Annotated in this window: 15 protein-coding genes; 4 read left to right on the top strand and 11 right to left on the bottom strand. The window is 59.8% G+C overall.

From position 1 onward, the window contains the following. The first annotated feature begins 7 nt into the window (after positions 1 to 7). The gene (locus AC097W_RS04250) at positions 8 to 871 is read left to right on the top strand and encodes an LOG family protein (protein ID WP_479601060.1); all 864 of its coding nucleotides are present in this window, start codon (positions 8 to 10) and stop codon (positions 869 to 871) included. Positions 872 to 880: 9 nt separating this feature from the next. Here the strand turns inward: AC097W_RS04250 and AC097W_RS04245 are convergent, their stop codons facing one another. The 9 genes from AC097W_RS04245 to AC097W_RS04205 all read right to left on the bottom strand — a co-directional run bounded on the left by AC097W_RS04245 (position 881) and on the right by AC097W_RS04205 (position 10,273). Continuing rightward, positions 881 to 2,083, bottom strand: a complete 1,203-nt coding sequence (locus AC097W_RS04245; protein ID WP_479601059.1) for an MFS transporter — start codon at positions 2,081 to 2,083, stop codon at positions 881 to 883. Beyond that, positions 2,080 to 3,381 carry a DNA recombination protein RmuC gene (locus tag AC097W_RS04240; protein ID WP_479601299.1) on the bottom strand — a complete coding sequence of 434 codons (1,302 nt, stop codon included), beginning with the start codon at positions 3,379 to 3,381 and terminating at the stop codon, positions 2,080 to 2,082. The genes AC097W_RS04245 and AC097W_RS04240 overlap by 4 nt, the downstream gene beginning before the upstream one ends. Before the next feature lie 221 nt (positions 3,382 to 3,602). Continuing rightward, entirely contained in the window at positions 3,603 to 4,601 is a 999-nt protein-coding gene (locus AC097W_RS04235) for a 2-hydroxyacid dehydrogenase (protein WP_479601058.1), read from the bottom strand. After that, positions 4,598 to 5,821 (bottom strand): nicotinate phosphoribosyltransferase, encoded by a 1,224-nt coding sequence (gene pncB, locus AC097W_RS04230; RefSeq protein ID WP_479601057.1) that lies wholly within the window; start codon positions 5,819 to 5,821, stop codon positions 4,598 to 4,600. The genes AC097W_RS04235 and pncB overlap by 4 nt, the downstream gene beginning before the upstream one ends. An 11-nt stretch (positions 5,822 to 5,832) precedes the next feature. Further along, positions 5,833 to 6,462 (bottom strand): ABC transporter ATP-binding protein, encoded by a 630-nt coding sequence (locus AC097W_RS04225; RefSeq protein WP_479601056.1) that lies wholly within the window; start codon positions 6,460 to 6,462, stop codon positions 5,833 to 5,835. Then, a complete protein-coding gene (locus AC097W_RS04220; protein ID WP_479601055.1) occupies positions 6,455 to 7,288 on the bottom strand; it encodes an ABC transporter ATP-binding protein in 834 nt (277 codons plus the stop codon). Before AC097W_RS04220 ends, AC097W_RS04225 begins: the two co-directional genes overlap by 8 nt. After that, positions 7,285 to 9,120: an ABC transporter permease gene (locus AC097W_RS04215; protein WP_479601054.1), complete on the bottom strand. Its 1,836-nt coding sequence runs from the start codon at positions 9,118 to 9,120 to the stop codon at positions 7,285 to 7,287. The genes AC097W_RS04220 and AC097W_RS04215 overlap by 4 nt, the downstream gene beginning before the upstream one ends. 17 nt (positions 9,121 to 9,137) lie before the next feature. Then, positions 9,138 to 9,833 carry a nitroreductase gene (locus AC097W_RS04210; protein ID WP_479601053.1) on the bottom strand — a complete coding sequence of 232 codons (696 nt, stop codon included), beginning with the start codon at positions 9,831 to 9,833 and terminating at the stop codon, positions 9,138 to 9,140. Continuing rightward, positions 9,830 to 10,273, bottom strand: a complete 444-nt coding sequence (locus AC097W_RS04205; protein WP_479601052.1) for an acyl-CoA thioesterase — start codon at positions 10,271 to 10,273, stop codon at positions 9,830 to 9,832. The genes AC097W_RS04210 and AC097W_RS04205 overlap by 4 nt, the downstream gene beginning before the upstream one ends. A gap of 226 nt (positions 10,274 to 10,499) precedes the next feature. Between AC097W_RS04205 and AC097W_RS04200 the strand changes: the two genes are divergently transcribed. Beyond that, the gene (locus tag AC097W_RS04200) at positions 10,500 to 11,042 is read left to right on the top strand and encodes a phasin family protein (RefSeq protein WP_479601051.1); all 543 of its coding nucleotides are present in this window, start codon (positions 10,500 to 10,502) and stop codon (positions 11,040 to 11,042) included. Positions 11,043 to 11,234: 192 nt separating this feature from the next. On the opposite strand, the gene AC097W_RS04195 is transcribed toward AC097W_RS04200, so the two are convergent. Beyond that, positions 11,235 to 12,143: a patatin-like phospholipase family protein gene (locus tag AC097W_RS04195; protein WP_479601050.1), complete on the bottom strand. Its 909-nt coding sequence runs from the start codon at positions 12,141 to 12,143 to the stop codon at positions 11,235 to 11,237. 99 nt (positions 12,144 to 12,242) lie between these two features. On the opposite strand from AC097W_RS04195, the gene AC097W_RS04190 reads away from it, so the two are divergent. After that, positions 12,243 to 13,286: an extracellular solute-binding protein gene (locus tag AC097W_RS04190; RefSeq protein WP_479601049.1), complete on the top strand. Its 1,044-nt coding sequence runs from the start codon at positions 12,243 to 12,245 to the stop codon at positions 13,284 to 13,286. Between the two features lies 1 nt (position 13,287). Next, positions 13,288 to 13,776 (top strand): DUF1499 domain-containing protein, encoded by a 489-nt coding sequence (locus tag AC097W_RS04185; protein ID WP_479601048.1) that lies wholly within the window; start codon positions 13,288 to 13,290, stop codon positions 13,774 to 13,776. Between the two features lie 31 nt (positions 13,777 to 13,807). Here AC097W_RS04185 and clpA read toward each other — a convergent pair whose 3' ends face one another. Beyond that, positions 13,808 to 16,129, bottom strand: coding sequence for an ATP-dependent Clp protease ATP-binding subunit ClpA (gene clpA / locus AC097W_RS04180; RefSeq protein ID WP_479601047.1), 2,322 nt, complete (start codon positions 16,127 to 16,129; stop codon positions 13,808 to 13,810). Positions 16,130 to 16,141 lie beyond the last annotated feature (12 nt).

The following is a 16,141-nucleotide window of genomic DNA, read 5'->3' as shown; positions in this document are numbered from 1 at the left end:
CACCCTTTTGGACACCCCACACGACCTCAATGAACGCACCCTGGCGGACGCCTGGGCCGACCTCAAAGCCCACGCCGACGCCGGCATTCCGCTGCAACCCGATGCCTACCGGCTGGCGTTCGCCGACCCCGAGTTTTTGTTGCGACGCGAAACGCGCGGCATCCGCTTTCAGCTGGAAATGCTCAAACCGGACCTGGACCAGGCAGAGATGGGCATCGACAACACCATCGTCGTGTTTGGCAGCGCGCGTTTCAGCCCGCCTGAAGATGCACTGCGTCTGCTGGAAGCAGCCCGCGAGAGCGGAGACGTTGACGCGATGACCCTGGCCAAGCGGCACATGCGCAACGCCCATTTTTACGATCAGGCCCGCCTGTTTGGCCGCATTGTGGCCACCCACAGCGAGGCGCTGCCCCAAAAGGAGCGGCTCTACATTTGCACCGGTGGCGGGCCCGGCATCATGGAAGCGGCCAACCGGGGGGCATTCGAAATGGGTGCACCCACTGTGGGCCTCAACATTGCCCTGCCCCACGAGCAAAGCGGCAATCCCTATGTCACACCGGCGTTGAGCTTCAAGTTTCATTACTTTGCGCTGCGCAAGATGCACTTCATGATGCGGGCCAAAGCGTTGGTGGCGTTCCCCGGCGGCTTTGGTACGCTCGACGAGCTTTTCGAAGTCATCACGCTGGTGCAGACCAAAAAGGCCAATCCGGTACCCATCATTCTGTTTGGCGTGGACTACTGGAAGCGCCTCATCAATCTGGACGTGCTGGTGGAAGAAGGCGCCATTTCACCCGCTGATTTGAACCTGTTTCAGTACACCGACGACCCACTGGAAGCCTGGGAATTCATCCGCACGTTTTACAAGTTGTGAGGTAGCAAATCAGGGGCGCATGCGCCAGGCGACGCGCGCACCGGCGCCCACCATCGCGCCCACGGTCCAGAACACTACCGAAACGCCCACCACCATGCCCGCGGTGCCAAACAGCATGGGCATCAGCACGCTGGACAGGTTGATGCTCATCAGGCGCAGGCCCAGTGCCTGTCCGTGCTGGGCATGGGGCGTGATCTGGTGCAGGGTGCTCATGATCATGGGCTGCACCGCGCCCAGCGACAGGCCCAGCAACACCGAGCACATGCCCATCGTAAGGGGTGACGGCATGAACGGGTAAATGGCGAACAGCAGTGCGGTGATCACCATGGAGGTGGTGACTACGACCCACTCGCGCAGGTGGGCTGCCAATAACGGCATGGCCACCCGCACCGCGGCCGCCGCAATGGCAAAAGCGCCCAGAATCGCACCAATGACTGAGGCACTGAACGCCCGCTCATGGCCCAGCACCGGCACGACAAAGGTGTGCACATCCCAGCAACTCGACAGCAGCCAGTTCACCAGCAACAGGCGGCGCATGCGGGGTTCGCGCAACAAATGCCAGGCCTTCGTTTTGGCCGCACCGGCCGGGTGCAGCACGGGAGGCAGCTCCGCAGTGCGCCGAACCAGCGCCCAGGTGATCAAGGGCAAGATCGCCAGCATCAAAAAGGCTGCCCGAAAGCCGTTGTTATCTGCCGGGGCCCCACCCATCCACACCCCCGCGTGGTCTATCAACAACCCGGCCGTAACCGGCCCCAGAAAATTGGAGACGGCGGGTCCGATGGCCAGCCAACTGAAGACCCGTTTCAATTCCGTGGTGTCTTGCACGGCGCGCCCTACATGCCGCTGCAAGGCGATGGAGGCGGTGCCTGTTGCACCGCCCATCAGCAGTGCGCTCAGGCAGAGCACTTCAAACTGGGGCCACAGCACGGCCAGTATCGCTCCGGTGGACGCAGCCAGAACACCCAGCCCCATGGGCCGCTTCAGCCCGTGGCGATCCGCAAACCGCCCGGCTGGCAAAGCCAGAAAAACCTGTGACAGGGAAAACAGTGCCAGCAGCACGCCCACCGCCAGGGCGCTATTGCCCTGACCCAAGGCCAGCAAGGGGGCCGCCAAACGCAGGCCCGCCATGCTGCCGTGCAGACAGATATGCCCGCTAATCAGGCGGGCCAACGCCCAGGGCCCGGCGTGCGGTGTGTGCGGCGCAGCACTCATGTGGAAGCGGTTTCGCTGTCTGCATCGCGATCGAAGTCCTTGTCGAATGGAATGAGCGCTTGCGCCTGTGTGTCGGGCAGCGCATCGACTTTCTTCAGCACGCGGCTCATGGCGCGGCTACGCGTCTCGGCGCTGTCCAGCGTTTTGAGCACGGTCTCGGTCTGTGACTTGACCTTGGCCAGCACATCGCCAAACTTGTTGAACTCGGTCTTGACGGCGCCCAGCACCTGCCACACCTCGCTGGAGCGCTTCTCCAGCGCCAGTGTTCTGAAGCCCATTTGCAGCGAGCTCAGCATGGCCAGCAAGGTGGTGGGGCCCGCCAGCGTGACGCGGTGGTCGCGCTGCAGGCTTTCCATCAGGCCTGGGCGGCGCAGCACCTCGGCATACAGGCCTTCGGTGGGCAAAAAGAGGATGGCAAAGTCGGTCGTGTGCGGCGGTTCCACATATTTCTCGACCATCGATTTCGCCTCCAGCCGGATACGCACTTCCAGCGCCTTGCCTGCCGCCTCGGCACCCAGCACGTCGGCACGGCCCTGCGCATCGAGCAAGCGCTCGTAATCTTCGTTGGGAAACTTGGCGTCAATCGGCAGCCACAGCGGCTCGCCCGTGTCCGACTTGCCGGGCAGCTTGATGGCGAAATCGACCACATTCTTGCTGCCGGGGCGGGTCGCCACCTGCACCGCGTACTGGTCGGGCACAAACACCTGTTCCAGCAGACTGGCCAACTGCGCTTCACCAAAAATACCGCGGGTTTTGACATTGGTCAGCAGGTGCTTGAGATCACCCACGCCCTGCGCCAGCGTCTGCATTTCGCCCAGGCCTTTGTGCACCTGTTCCAGCCGGTCGGCGACCTGTTTGAAACTCTCGCCCAGGCGCGCCTGCAAGGTGGTTTGCAGCTTTTCATCCACGGTCGCGCGCATCTCGTCGAGCTTGGCGGCGTTGGTGGTTTGCAGTTGCACCAGCTGCTTTTCCAGCGTCTCGCGCACTTCGTTCAGGCGTCGCGCGTTGGCCTCGCTCAGGCCCGAGAGCTGGTTGTTAAGCGTGTCCGACAGCGTCTTTTGCAGCAGCGCCAGTTGCTGGCCAAAGGCGTCGATCTGTGTGTTTTGGGTGCGCGTGGCCTCTGCGCCCTGTTGCGTCAGGGTTTGCTGGAAGGTGGCCAGGTTTTGGGTGGTCTCCTGGCGGGCACCACGCGACGATTCGGCAATCTCGCGGCGCAACTCGCGCTCCAGGCGCTCGCTGCTGGCTTGCAACACGCTGCGCAGATCCTGAAGCTCCTTTAGCTGCTGTTGTGCCTGCAGATCCCCACCGCCCTGCCCTCGCCCCAGCCCAACCCAGACCACCAGGGCCAGATTGACGACCGCCAACACCACCAAAACCCACACTAGCCATTCATTCACGTTGAAACCACCCCTACCAGATTATTGAAGAGAAACAGGGCTCTAGCCCCCGTATTACCTGCGCAAGCAGCTATCAAAAACGTAGCGCCTACAGCATACTGCAGCGCACTATGCAAGCGAAACTACCCCAGCGTATTCAAAGGCGTGAGCGCCTTGCCGTTCACCAGATAGCCAATGAGGTTGTTGGCCGCCAGATCGGCCATGGCACGTCGCGTGCCCACCGTGGCACTGGCGATGTGGGGGGTCAGCACCACGTTGGGCACGGTCAGCAAATCAGGGTGCACTTTGGGCTCGCCCTCAAACACATCCAGCCCGGCGGCGGCAATGCGCTTTTCACGTAAGGCCACGGCCAGCGCCGCATCATCCACGATGCCGCCGCGGGCAATGTTGACGAGGGTAGCTGTGGGCTTCATCAGCGCCAGCTCGGGCGCGCCGATGGTGTGGTGCGAAGCCGCCGAGTACGGCACCACCAGTACCACGTGGTCCGCCGTCTTGAGCAATTCTTCTTTGCCCACATAGGTGGCGCGGCACTCGGCCTCCAGCGTGGCGTCCAGGCGGCTGCGGTTGTGATAAATCACGTGCATGCCAAAGCCCAGCGCGCCCCTGCGCGCAATGCCCTGCCCGATACGGCCCATGCCGATGATGCCCAGCGTGGAGCCATGCACTTCAGCGCCCGAGAACATGTCGTAGCTCCAGCGCGTCCACAAACCGGCGCGTAAATAGTGCTCGCTCTCGGTCACGCGGCGGGCTGTGGCCATCAGCAGTGCGAAGCCGAAATCGGCGGTGGTTTCCGTCAGCACATCGGGGGCGTTGGTGGCCAGCACGCCCGCAGCCGTCATGGCGGGCACATCGAAGTTGTTGTAGCCCACCGCCATGTTGGCGCAAATCTTGAGCAAGGGGCATTGGGCCAGCAGCGATGCGCTGATGGCGTCCGCGCCGGTGGTGAACACGCCCACCTTGCCCTGCAGCCTGCGTGCCAGCTCAGCGGCGTCCCAACTCGCATCCGCCTGGTTGGACTCGACTTCGAAATGCTGCGCCAGATTCGCCAGCACCTCGGGGAATACGGCACGGGTCACCAGAATGGCGGGCATGGAAGTTGGTGTGGAATCGGGAATGGTCATGGTAATTGCTCAGGTTGGGGCGGTGCAATTTCAAACACCTGGCGCAGATAGGCCAGGTAGTTTTTGTCGTCGCACATGTCTTTGTTGGGGGAGTCGGACAGCTTGGCCACCGGCTGGCCGTTGCAGCGCACCATCTTGATGACGATTTGCAGCGGCTCGTAACCCAGATCGTTGGTCAGGTTGGTGCCAATACCAAAGGCGAGCTGGCAACGCCCGCGAAACTGCTGGTATAGCTCGATGGTGCGCGGCACGGTGAGGCTGTCGCTAAAAATCAGCGTTTTGGTGCGGGGGTCCACCCGGTTGCGGGCGTAATGGGCCAGCATGCGCTCGCCCCACTGAAACGGGTCGCCGCTGTCGTGGCGGGCACCGTCAAACAGCTTGCAAAAATACAGGTCGAAATCACGTAAAAAGGCGCTCATGCCATAGACATCGCTGAGCGCAATGCCCAGGTCGCCCCGGTACTCGCGCGCCCACGACTCAAAGGCAAAAATCTGGCTGTCGCGCAGCCGCGGCCCCAGCGCCTGCGAGGCCTGCAAATACTCGTGGGCCATGGTTCCCAGCGGCGTCAGGCCCAGTTTCATGGCCAGCAAGGTGTTGCTGGTGCCCGCTAGTTGGCCCGGCGCACCCTTGCTGTTGTCGGGGCTTTGCACCGTGCCCAGACGGGCGACCAGCACGCGCAGCACCTCGTCGTGCCAGGCGCGGGAGAAGCGGCGGCGGGTGCCGTAGTCAGCAATCTTCAAGTCAGACAGGCCCGCACTGCGCAGCTGCTCGATCTTGCGGTCCAGCCGCTTGCGGCCTTCCGGGAAATCAGGCACTTTTTGGGTGTTGCGAAAGTAGACCTCGTTGACGATGGCCAGCACCGGAATCTCGAACAGGATGGTGTGCAGCCACGGGCCGATGATGGCGATTTCGATCTCGCCACTGGGCAGCGGCGTGACCGTGATGTACTTTTCGTTGAGCTTGAACAGCCCCAGAAAATCCACAAAGTCGCTCTTGATGAAACGCATGGAGCGCAAGTACTGCAACTCGCTGTCCTGAAAATGCAGGCTGCACAGCGAGCGAATTTCTTCCCGAATGTCGCTGGCGTGCGAAGCCAGGTCAACGCCCGGGTTGCGGCACTTGAAGCGGTATTCGACCTGCGCACCCGGAAACTGGTGCAACACCACCTGCATCATGGTGAACTTGTACAGGTCGGTATCCAGAAGGCTGGTGATGATCATGGGTTCAAGACTTAAAGAGCATTCAAGGGGGTCTGCGCGGTCAGTGTAATGACCCGGTCGGCCCGGTCGGCGAGGATGCCATTTTGCTCTGCAACCAGCATGGACATTCCTTCGGCTTTCAGCGTCAGCAAGGCATCGCGAATCGATTCCACCAGCACCGGCGCAATGCCCTCGCACGGTTCGTCCAGCAGCAGCATGGACGGCCCGGTCATCAGCGTGCGGGCAATGCTGAGCATTTGCTGCTCGCCACCGCTCATGTGGGCGGCGCTGCGACCCAGCATCGTTGCCAGTACCGGAAAGAGTTGCAGCACACGCGCTGGCCCCAGGGCTCCCGGCCGCGCGGCGATCGACAGGTTTTCCTGCACCGTGAGCGCGGTAAACAAACGCCGGTCTTCGGGCACATAGCCCAAACCGAGCCGCGCACGTTGGTGCGGCGGCAACGCGACAATGCTCTTTTTTTGATAGCTGACTGCGCCATCTACACGGGGTCCAAGGCCCATAATGGCTTGTAACAGCGTGGACTTGCCGGCACCATTCAGGCCCTGTAGCACCACCAGCTCACCGCGACCGACCTGCAGCGTCACGCCGAACAAGGCTTGGGCCGCACCGTGCCAGGCGCACAGGTTTCGAACGTCAAGCATGCAGGCCGCCTTGTGACTTTTCCCACCACTGGCCCAGGTAGCGCTGGCGCACGGTGGGGTCTTCTGCAATGGCCTCGGGGCTGCCCTGCGCGGCAATGGCGCCGTCGATCAGCACCAGCACCCGGTCGGCCACGCCAAACACGGCGTCCATGTTGTGCTCGGTGTAGAGCACGGCCATAGCGGCGCGCACGCCTTGCGGTCGGGTCAGCGACTTGACCAGCGCCATCAGCGCGGCCCGCTCACTGAGCGCAAGGCCCGCTGCGGGTTCATCAAGCAGAAGCAATGGGGCCCCGACAGTCTGCGCAGGGCCCTGGCTGCGCGCGCCGGGTGGGCATTGCAGGCCGGCCAGCGCCATGGCCAGCTCCAGCCGCTTCTTGGCGCCGTAGGGCAGGCTTTGCGCGTCGGCCTGTGCCCACTCGCTCAGGCCGACTTGCGACAGCAGCGCCATAGCCACGGACGCGTCCGTTGAATTGCGTACCGAATCAAGCAGCTTAAAGGCCGAGAGCCCCCGTGGCGCTTGCGTGAGCAGCTGCAAATTTTGTAGCACGGTCAGCGCCTCAAAGGTCTGCGCCACCTGAAACGTGCGGGCGATTCCGCGTTGCAAGCGGGCCGCCGGACGCAGGGTATCCACGCGCTCGCCATTCCACTGCACCTGCCCGGCGGTCAGCGTGTGCTGACCCGCAATGCAGGCAAAAGTGGTGGATTTTCCCGCGCCATTGGGGCCGATCAACGCCACGCATTCGCCCGGCTCCACGCTAAACGTGACGCCTTTGACGGCTTGCACCCCGTCAAAGTGTTTGACCAGACCTTGCACATGCAAGCTCATGGTTTCGTCCCCCGCCGCAGGCCCAATATTCCAGACGGTGCGGCCACCATGATCACCATCACCAGCAAGCCCAAAGCACCCCGCCAGTAGTCAAAACCCCGCCCCAGTTCAGCACCCGCCCACACCAGAATGAACGAGCCCGCCGCTGCGCCCCACAACTGGTGCACACCGCCCAGCAAAATCACCAAGAGCGCATCGACCGAGGTTGAAACCGAGGCCACCGAGGGAAACACCGCCCCCTGGTGTGCGGCAAACAAGCCACCCGCCAGCCCTGCCAGCGTGGCGCTTTCTACATAAATGCGCAGCTTGATGCGCTGCACCGGCAAGCCACTGGCGGCCGCCCGCTGCGGCGCATCACGCACCGCCTGCAGGGCCGCGCCCAGCGTGGAACGGCTCAAGCGCCCCAGGGCGGCGATGCTGAGCAGCGCAACGCCCACCAGCAACGCGAAGAACAGCAGACGCGTGTCATCGCTGACCAGTTGCAGACCAATCAAGCCGTTGTCACCCCCAGTCAGCGTCACCCACTGGCTGGCGGTGGCCCACACCACCTGTGCCAAAGCGAGCGACAGCATCGCCAGGTACACGCCTGCGCTGCGCACCAGCACGCCACCCAGCGCAAGCGCCACCCCGAACGCCAGCGCGCAGCCCGCAGCCAGCGCGCCCGGCAGGGTCCAGCCCCAAACGGTATGCGCCAGCGCAGCGCCATAGGCGCCCAAGCCAAAAAACGCCGCGTGGCCAAAGCTGACCAGACCACCCAAAGCCATCATGGCCTGCAGGCTGACGCCCAGAATCAGCAGGATCAACATGTCGCTCACCAGCGACTGCCAATAAGCACCCGCCCACCAGGCCGTCCCGGCTAACACCAGACACCCTGCGCAGGCGAACAAAAACCCGCTGCGCGAGCGGGGCACCGCGTGAAATTTGTGGGCGACTTCCTGCGGACCCGCGTCCAGCGCGTTGCCCAGCAGACCTTGCGGGCGAATAGCCAGCACCGCCGCCATGGTGACAAACACCAGCACCAGCGTGGCCTGCGGGAACAGGCTGATGCCCAGGGCGTGCACCAGCCCAATCAGCAAAGCGGCAAAGAAAGCGCCGCTGATACTGCCCAGCCCGCCAGTCACCACCACCACAAAGGTCTCGACCACGACATTCACGTCCATTTGCAAATGCGCGGGCTCACGCGGCAATTGCAATGCACCGCCCAGACCAGCCAGCGCGCAGCCCAGCACCACGGCGCCCAGCATCAGGGGCGCAGGGTTAATACCCAAGGCAGACAACATGGCGCGGTCCTGGGTGGCGGCGCGCAGGCGTGCGCCAAAGGAGGTGCGCGTGAGCAACAGGTGCAAGCCCATCCAGACCAGCGGCCCCAGCACGATGGTCAGCGCCTGGTATTGGGGAAAATACTCGCCACCCCACTCAATGGTCCCTTTGAGCCCGGGAAAACGGGGCGCAAACACCTCATCGGGCCCAAAGCCCCAGCGCATCGCATCGTGCAGCGCCAGACTCAGGCCGAAGGTAGCGACCAGCTGGTACAGCTCGGGCACGCCGTAGAGGCGGCGTAGTAAGCAAAATTCGGCTATAGCCCCCGTCAACGCTGCGCAGGCAGCTCCTAAAAGCATAGCAAACGCATAGAGCCATGCGCTGTCAGCCCAGGCAGGGAACCAGTCCACCAGCCAGTGCGCACTGAACAGGGCGCCCAGCATGAAGAAGCTGCCGTGCGCAAAGTTGACGATGCGCGTCACGCCAAAGATGAGCGTCAGCCCTGCCGCCATCAAAAACAGCGTGGTGGCGTAACTCAGTCCATTGAGAAACTGAATGGCAACAAAGCTCATGGTGGGCAGGTGCCCACTTATTCAAGCCAGGTGGTGAAATCCTGCACGGGCACACGCGGTGTGTGAAAGGTGTTGACCACGTCTGACGCGTCGGCATAACCCAGCGCCATGCCGCACACCAGCATTTCGTCAGGGCCTGCACCCACATGCGGCAGGATGATTTTCGAGAAGCTGTTCCAGGCCGCCTGCGGACAGGTGTGCAGCCCGTGGCCCCGCGCCGACACCATGATGCTTTGCAGGAACGCTCCGTAATCCACCAGTGAGCCCCGGCCCATGACCCGGTCCACGGTGAACATCAGCCCCACCGGCGCATCAAAAAAACGGTAGTTGCGCTGGTGCTGGGCGTGCATCTTGTCCTTGTCCGCCTTGCCAATGCCCAGCAAGCCGTAGAGGCCCCAGCCATTTTCACGGCGACGGTCTATGTAGGGGCTGACCCATTTTTGCGGGTAGTAGTCGTACTCTTCGGTGTACTCGGCCGCCAGGGCGGGGTCGGCGCGCATCGCATCATGCGTGGCGCACACCTGGTCCACCAGTGCATTGCGGCTGGCACCCTGCAGCACATAGACCTTCCACGGCTGGCAGTTGGTGCCCGAAGGTGCGCGACTGGCGACCTGCAAAATCTGCTCGATCAGATCCCGTGCAACGGGTTGACTGGTAAAAGCACGCGCTGACATGCGCGAGGTGATCGCCGCATCCACTACCGAAGAAGTCATAACAGGGTCTCCAAAACCGTTTTGAGTTGTGCAGGCAAGGGCACTGGCCTGCGCGTTATCTTGTCTACGTAAACATGGACGAAATGTCCTTTGGCGGCGGTCAGGTCCGAGTCGCCAAAAATACCCACTTCGTAGCGCACGCTGGAGGTTCCCAGCCGCGCCACCCGAATGCCCACTTGAACCGTCTGTGGAAACGCCAGCGATGCAAAGTAGTTGCAATGGGTTTCAATCACCAGCCCGATCGTCTCCCCTGCATGGATGTCCAGGGCACCGTGCTCAATGAGATAAGCGTTCACAGCGGTATCAAACCAGCTGTAGTACACCACGTTGTTCACATGCCCATAGGCATCGTTGTCCATCCAGCGGGTGGTAATGGGGCGAAACGCGCGGTACGCACTGCGTGGCTCTGGCACGGGCTTGGGATTTTGGGCTTGCTGCATGCACCGATTTTGCCAGCCCCGGGTTGGCCGCCTTCGCGCGCATGACCCCTTGATGACAGAACCGTTGTTTGAGAAAAAATGCAAGAGATTGTTGCAATGCAGCAAATTTTGCTTGCAGAACTGCTACATCGTCCTATAATTTAGTCATGCTGCACTGCAACATACACATGGCGATTGGCCAGGTTCAGAGCACATAGTATTCACCTTAACCTCTGGAGATTTGAAAATGATGACCGTAGAACAATTGATGGCTTCCCACAAAGCAAACTTCGAAACCCTGTTTGGCTTGACCACCAAGGCTTTTGAAGGCGTTGAGAAGCTGGTTGAGCTCAACCTGACTGCTTCCAAAGCAGCCCTGTCTGAAGCCAATGCACACACCCAATCTATGCTGAGCGTCAAAGACGCGCAAGAACTGCTGGCCCTGCAATCCGGCCTGTTCCAGCCTTTGGCTGAAAAAACCGCTGCCTACAGCCGTCACCTGTACGACATCGCCAACGGTGCGACTGCCGAATTCAGCAAGAACATTGAAGGCCAGGCAGCCGATGCACAGAAGCAATTCATGGGCTTGGTTGACAACGCTGCCAAAAACGCACCCGCTGGCTCCGAAGCCGCTGTTGCTATCATGAAGAGCACGGTCGCTGCTGCCAACAACGCTCTGGAATCCGTGCAAAAAGCCGTCAAACAAGCAACTGAAGTGGCTGAAGCCAACTTCAATGCGGTGGCCTCCACAGCGTCCAATGCAACGAAACAAGTTGCCAAGAAGCGTTAATTTCTTGGCAAGAACGGGTTTTAGGAGCGATGACTCTAACAAGCAAGGGAAAACCCTGAGATAATTGCCCCATCGGGAAATGAATAACTTCCCAACTGGTTGTCTCCTCGGATCCTTTCGAAACCTTCAGGTTCAGGGATCCCTTAAGGCCTCGTTGCAAGACGGGGCCTTTTTTTTGGCCCCGTCGAACCATCAGTGTGTTTTGGAGGCAATTGCCAATCGCAACTGGGGCAGCATTTGCAGCATGGCCTGGCGGCCCGCCTCGATGGAGCGTTTACGGGCGCTGAAGTCTGAACTCGATATTCCGGTCAATACCGGGCGCACAACCACATCAGCGTCCTTGAGTTCGAAACTGTTGATGCTGCTGCCCATAATGGAAAAGGTCTGCAGCAAAACGTCCAAGGTTCCGCCTGCCAGATTACTGTCGGGCGGACTCGAAATGTCCACCGCAATCACCAACTCGGCGCCCATTTTCCGGGCAGCGCGCACCGGCACTGGCGACACCAGCCCTCCATCCACATAATCACGCCCGGAGATCTTGACTGGCTGGAATACCGCAGGAACTGCGCTCGACGCACGCACGGCCGTGCCGGTATCGCCGCGCTGGAACAGCATGCTTTGTCCACTGTTGAGATCAGTGGCCACGATGCCCAGGGGCAATGGCATATCTTGAATCAGGCGCGCGCTCACTTGACCGTTGACATACTTTGCCAAAGCGTCACCCCGAAACATGCCACTGTTGAATAACGGCAGCGTCCAGTCAGCGATGGTCACCTCTTCCATGGTCTCGGCAACGTGCTGCAATTGCTTTCCGTTTTTTCCACTCGCATAGATGGCGGCAACCAGGCTGCCGGCAGACGTTCCCGTGACCAGCGTCGGACGGATCCCCGCTTCTTCCAGTATCTGGATCACACCAACGTGCGCGAACCCCCTGGCGGCACCCCCGCCCAGCGCGAGCCCAATGCGAGGCGGGATCTTGACGGCTACAACGGGAACCGTTATGGGTGCCACGACCGGTATATCGGGCGGGCTCACATCCTTGGGAGCCGTTGAGCATCCCGCCAAAACGACCGCACAAACCAAAAAAGAAAAATACTTCATGAAGACCAATTTTAAAATGCCAACGAAAGCTTAATTGCGAATGATTCGCGTTTGTTATATGATCCGCCTACCGATCAACGCACCACCCAATAGCCAAACATGATGAAAAAAATCGTTTCCATCGCGTCCTTTCTCTGCATTGCCAGCACAGGGGCTTTAGCAGACGAACAGGTTTTGAATATCTATTCTGCACGCCACTATCCTACGGACGAAGCGCTTTACTCCAACTTCACCAAGGCAACCGGAATCAGACTGAACCGCGTCGATGCGGACGATGCCGGCATTCTCGCCCGTTTGAAGGCAGAGGGCACCGCGTCCCCTGCCGACGTCATTCTTCTGGTGGACGCCAGCCGCCTGTGGCGCGGAGAGATCGACGGGCTATTCCAGCCCATCAAATCCAAGGTGCTGGACGACGCGATACCCGTCCAGCTGCGAGGCAAGGCAACGCCTGCCGGAGAAACACCCTGGTTTGGCTTTTCGACCCGCGCCCGTGTCATTGTGTACAACAAAGCCAAAGTGAACAAAGCAGACGTTGACACATACGAGGAGCTGGGAGATCCGAAAAACAAGGGCAAATTATGCATCCGCTCCGGGTCACACCCCTACAACCTTTCCCTGTTTGGGGCCGTCACGGAGCATCTGGGCGACGCGGCAGCAGAACAGTGGCTACGCGGTATGGTGGCTAACATGGCGCGCTCCCCCAAAGGCGGTGACACCGACCAGATCAAGGCAGTAGCGTCCGGTGAATGCGCCATTGCAGTGACCAACACCTACTACCTGGCTCGCCTCATGCGATCCCAGACACCGGAAGATCAGGCTGTAATTGAGCGGGTAGGCGTGGTCTTCCCCAACCAGGCAACATGGGGAACTCACGTGAACATCGCCGGTGGAGCGGTTGCGAAAAATGCCAAGAATCCCGTCAATGCGGTCAAGTTTCTGGAGTACCTTGCCAGCGCACCGGCTCAGGACCACTTTGCCAACGGTAACAACGAGTGGCCTGCGGCGAAAGGCGTAAAGATCAGCAACCCGGCGCTCCAGGCCATGACGGGAGGCAGTTTCAAAAGCGAGACGATTCCGATCAGCGTGGTGGGTATGAACCAGGTCAAAGTACAGCAGATGTTGGACCGAGTAGGATTCAAATAATATGCGGATCCTTTGGTTCATTGCCCTGTTTGTCGTCAGCGTGTCTGCCGCATTGGTAATGGCGGGACAAATTGGCCTGCTTAGTGGTCCGGCGCCCAAAGACCTCGGCGTTCATGATGGTCGACTCAAGCCACCATCACGCACCCCCAACAGCGTGACAAGCCAAGCTGACCTCTATCCAGACCATCCACAAAAAGACTACGCGCGCATTGCGCCATTGCAGTTCACCGGTGACGGAGAAAAAGCCATGGCCAGAATTGCCGACATTCTGAAAAACTCGGATCGGACCGTGCTGATTACCCATGAACCCGGTTACCTGTACGCGCAAAGTAGCACACAACTCCTCAAGTTCACCGATGACGTCGAGTTCTGGTTTGACCGCTCCGCGGGGGTCATTCAGGTCCGCTCGTCCAGCCGCTTGGGTCAAAAAGACTTCAATGTGAATCGCAACCGGGTAGAAGCAATAAGGGCTCAGTTCTCGACGAACTGAGCCCTTTTCTCACGTTAACGTTGCGTCGTCATCAACTGGCGGTGGCTTCTTCTGGTTTGGACTTGCCTTCCTTTTTCGGCAAAGGCTGGATGTCCAGCAATACTTCGGTCTTGCTTTCATCCTTGTCGTCCAGATCCACCGTCAAACGCCCGCCTTCGGTGAGGCGACCAAACAGCAATTCATCAGCCAAGGCGCGGCGAATAGTGTCCTGAATCAGCCGTTGCATCGGACGTGCACCCATCAGCGGGTCAAAACCCTTCTTGGCGAGGTGTTTGCGCAGCTTGTCGGTAAAGGTGACGTCCACCTTCTTCTCTGCCAACTGGGTTTCCAGCTGCAGCAGGAACTTGTCCACCACGCGCAGAATGACATTTTCATCCAGCGCCTTGAAGCTGACGATGGCATCCAGCCGATTGCGGAACTCGGGCGTGAACAGACGCTTGATATCAGCAGCCTCATCCCCCGCCTCACGCGGATTGGTAAAACCAATGCTCGCCTTGTTCATGGTCTCCGCGCCCGCATTCGTGGTCATGACAATGATCACGTTTCGGAAATCAGCTTTTCGACCATTGTTGTCGGTCAGCGTGCCATGGTCCATGACTTGAAGCAAGACGTTGAAAATCGCTGGGTGCGCCTTTTCGATCTCGTCGAGCAGCAGTACGCAATGCGGCTTCTTTGTGATGGCTTCCGTCAAAAGACCACCCTGATCGAATCCCACGTAGCCCGGAGGCGCGCCAATCAATCGACTTACCGCGTGCTGCTCCATGTACTCGCTCATATCAAAGCGGATCAGGTCAATGCCCATGATGTAGGCCAACTGTTTGGCGGCCTCTGTCTTGCCAACACCGGTGGGACCGCTGAACAGGAAGGAACCAATAGGCTTGTCACCTTTGCCCAAGCCCGAGCGCGCCATCTTGACGGCAGAGGCCAATACGTCCAAGGCCTTGTCCTGGCCAAACACGACATTGCGCAAATCACGCTCAAGCGTCTTGAGCTTGCTGCGGTCATCATTGGAGACATTGGCGGCGGGGATGCGGGCAATCTTGGCCACAATCTCTTCCACCTCAGCCTTGCTGATGATCTTCTTGCGTTTGCTTGGCGGCAAAATGCGTTGCGCGGCACCCGCCTCATCAATCACGTCAATGGCTTTGTCCGGCAAATGCCGATCATTGATGTACTTCGCGCTGAGTTCTGCTGCAGCCTGCAGAGCGGCCAGGGCGTACTTCACGTTGTGGTGCTCTTCGAAACGGGATTTGAGCCCTTTCAAAATGTCGACAGTCTGCTCAACTGTCGGCTCGACCACGTCGACCTTCTGGAATCGACGGGACAAAGCCGCATCTTTCTCAAAGATCCCACGGTACTCGGTGAAAGTGGTTGCACCGATGCATTTCAATTGGCCGGAACTGAGCCCTGGCTTCAACAAATTGGATGCGTCCAGCGTTCCACCGGATGCGGCGCCTGCGCCAATCAGGGTGTGAATTTCGTCAATGAAAAGAACAGCATTGGGTTTGTCCTTCAGGGACTTCAAAACACCCTTGAGTCGCTGTTCAAAATCCCCGCGGTATTTTGTACCCGCCAGCAAGGCGCCCATATCGAGCGAATAGACCACAGCCTCCGCCAGAATTTCAGGCACATCGCCTTGCGTAATACGCCAAGCCAAGCCCTCAGCAATAGCGGTTTTGCCCACGCCGGCTTCGCCCACCAGCAAAGGATTGTTCTTGCGCCGGCGGCACAGAATCTGGATAACGCGCTCGACCTCATATTCCCGGCCAATCAGCGGATCGATTTTTCCGTCTTTGGCGAGCTGGTTCAAATTCTGGGTGAACTGCTCCAGCGGCGAACTCTTCTCGTTCTTGTCACCGCCGCCCTCTTCATTTTCTGCAGGGCTTTCGCTGGCCTTTGCAGACTCTGGCGGGTCACTTTTCTTGATGCCGTGGGCAATGAAATTGACAACGTCAAGACGTGTAACGCCCTGCTGGTGCAGGTAATACACGGCATGCGAATCCTTCTCGCCAAAAATGGCGACGAGAACGTTGGCACCGGTTACTTCTTTTTTCCCGCTTCCAGTGGACTGCACGTGCATGATGGCACGCTGAATCACCCGCTGAAACCCCAACGTTGGCTGGGTATCTACATCATCACTGCCAGCCACCTGAGGGGTGTTGTCCTTGATGAAGTTGGACAGCGACTTGCGCAAGTCGTCAATATTTGCCGAACAGGCACGCAGAACCTCTGCCGCACTCGGGTTATCGAGCAAAGCGAGGAGCAAATGCTCCACGGTAATGAACTCGTGGCGCTGCTGGCGCGCTTCCACAAACGCCATATGCAGGCTGACTTCCAATTCTTGGGCAATCATGTGCTTTCCTTT

The sequence above is a fragment of the Rhodoferax sp. GT1R46 genome (assembly GCF_056521285.1).
This window is presented reverse-complemented; position numbering and strand designations above follow the sequence as displayed.

Excerpts from the sequence above, each read along its gene's own strand:
- AC097W_RS04245 (WP_479601059.1), bottom strand. The coding sequence starts at position 2,083 with ATGAGTGCTGCGCCGCACACACCGCACGCCGGGCCCTGGGCGTTGGCC.
- AC097W_RS04235 (WP_479601058.1), bottom strand. The coding sequence starts at position 4,601 with ATGACCATTCCCGATTCCACACCAACTTCCATGCCCGCCATTCTGGTG.
- pncB (WP_479601057.1), bottom strand. The coding sequence starts at position 5,821 with ATGATCATCACCAGCCTTCTGGATACCGACCTGTACAAGTTCACCATG.
- AC097W_RS04225 (WP_479601056.1), bottom strand. The coding sequence starts at position 6,462 with ATGCTTGACGTTCGAAACCTGTGCGCCTGGCACGGTGCGGCCCAAGCC.
- AC097W_RS04220 (WP_479601055.1), bottom strand. The coding sequence starts at position 7,288 with ATGAGCTTGCATGTGCAAGGTCTGGTCAAACACTTTGACGGGGTGCAA.
- AC097W_RS04215 (WP_479601054.1), bottom strand. The coding sequence starts at position 9,120 with ATGAGCTTTGTTGCCATTCAGTTTCTCAATGGACTGAGTTACGCCACC.
- AC097W_RS04210 (WP_479601053.1), bottom strand. The coding sequence starts at position 9,833 with ATGACTTCTTCGGTAGTGGATGCGGCGATCACCTCGCGCATGTCAGCG.
- AC097W_RS04205 (WP_479601052.1), bottom strand. The coding sequence starts at position 10,273 with ATGCAGCAAGCCCAAAATCCCAAGCCCGTGCCAGAGCCACGCAGTGCG.
- AC097W_RS04200 (WP_479601051.1), top strand. The coding sequence starts at position 10,500 with ATGATGACCGTAGAACAATTGATGGCTTCCCACAAAGCAAACTTCGAA.
- AC097W_RS04195 (WP_479601050.1), bottom strand. The coding sequence starts at position 12,143 with ATGAAGTATTTTTCTTTTTTGGTTTGTGCGGTCGTTTTGGCGGGATGC.
- AC097W_RS04190 (WP_479601049.1), top strand. The coding sequence starts at position 12,243 with ATGATGAAAAAAATCGTTTCCATCGCGTCCTTTCTCTGCATTGCCAGC.
- AC097W_RS04185 (WP_479601048.1), top strand. The coding sequence starts at position 13,288 with ATGCGGATCCTTTGGTTCATTGCCCTGTTTGTCGTCAGCGTGTCTGCC.
- clpA (WP_479601047.1), bottom strand. The coding sequence starts at position 16,129 with ATGATTGCCCAAGAATTGGAAGTCAGCCTGCATATGGCGTTTGTGGAA.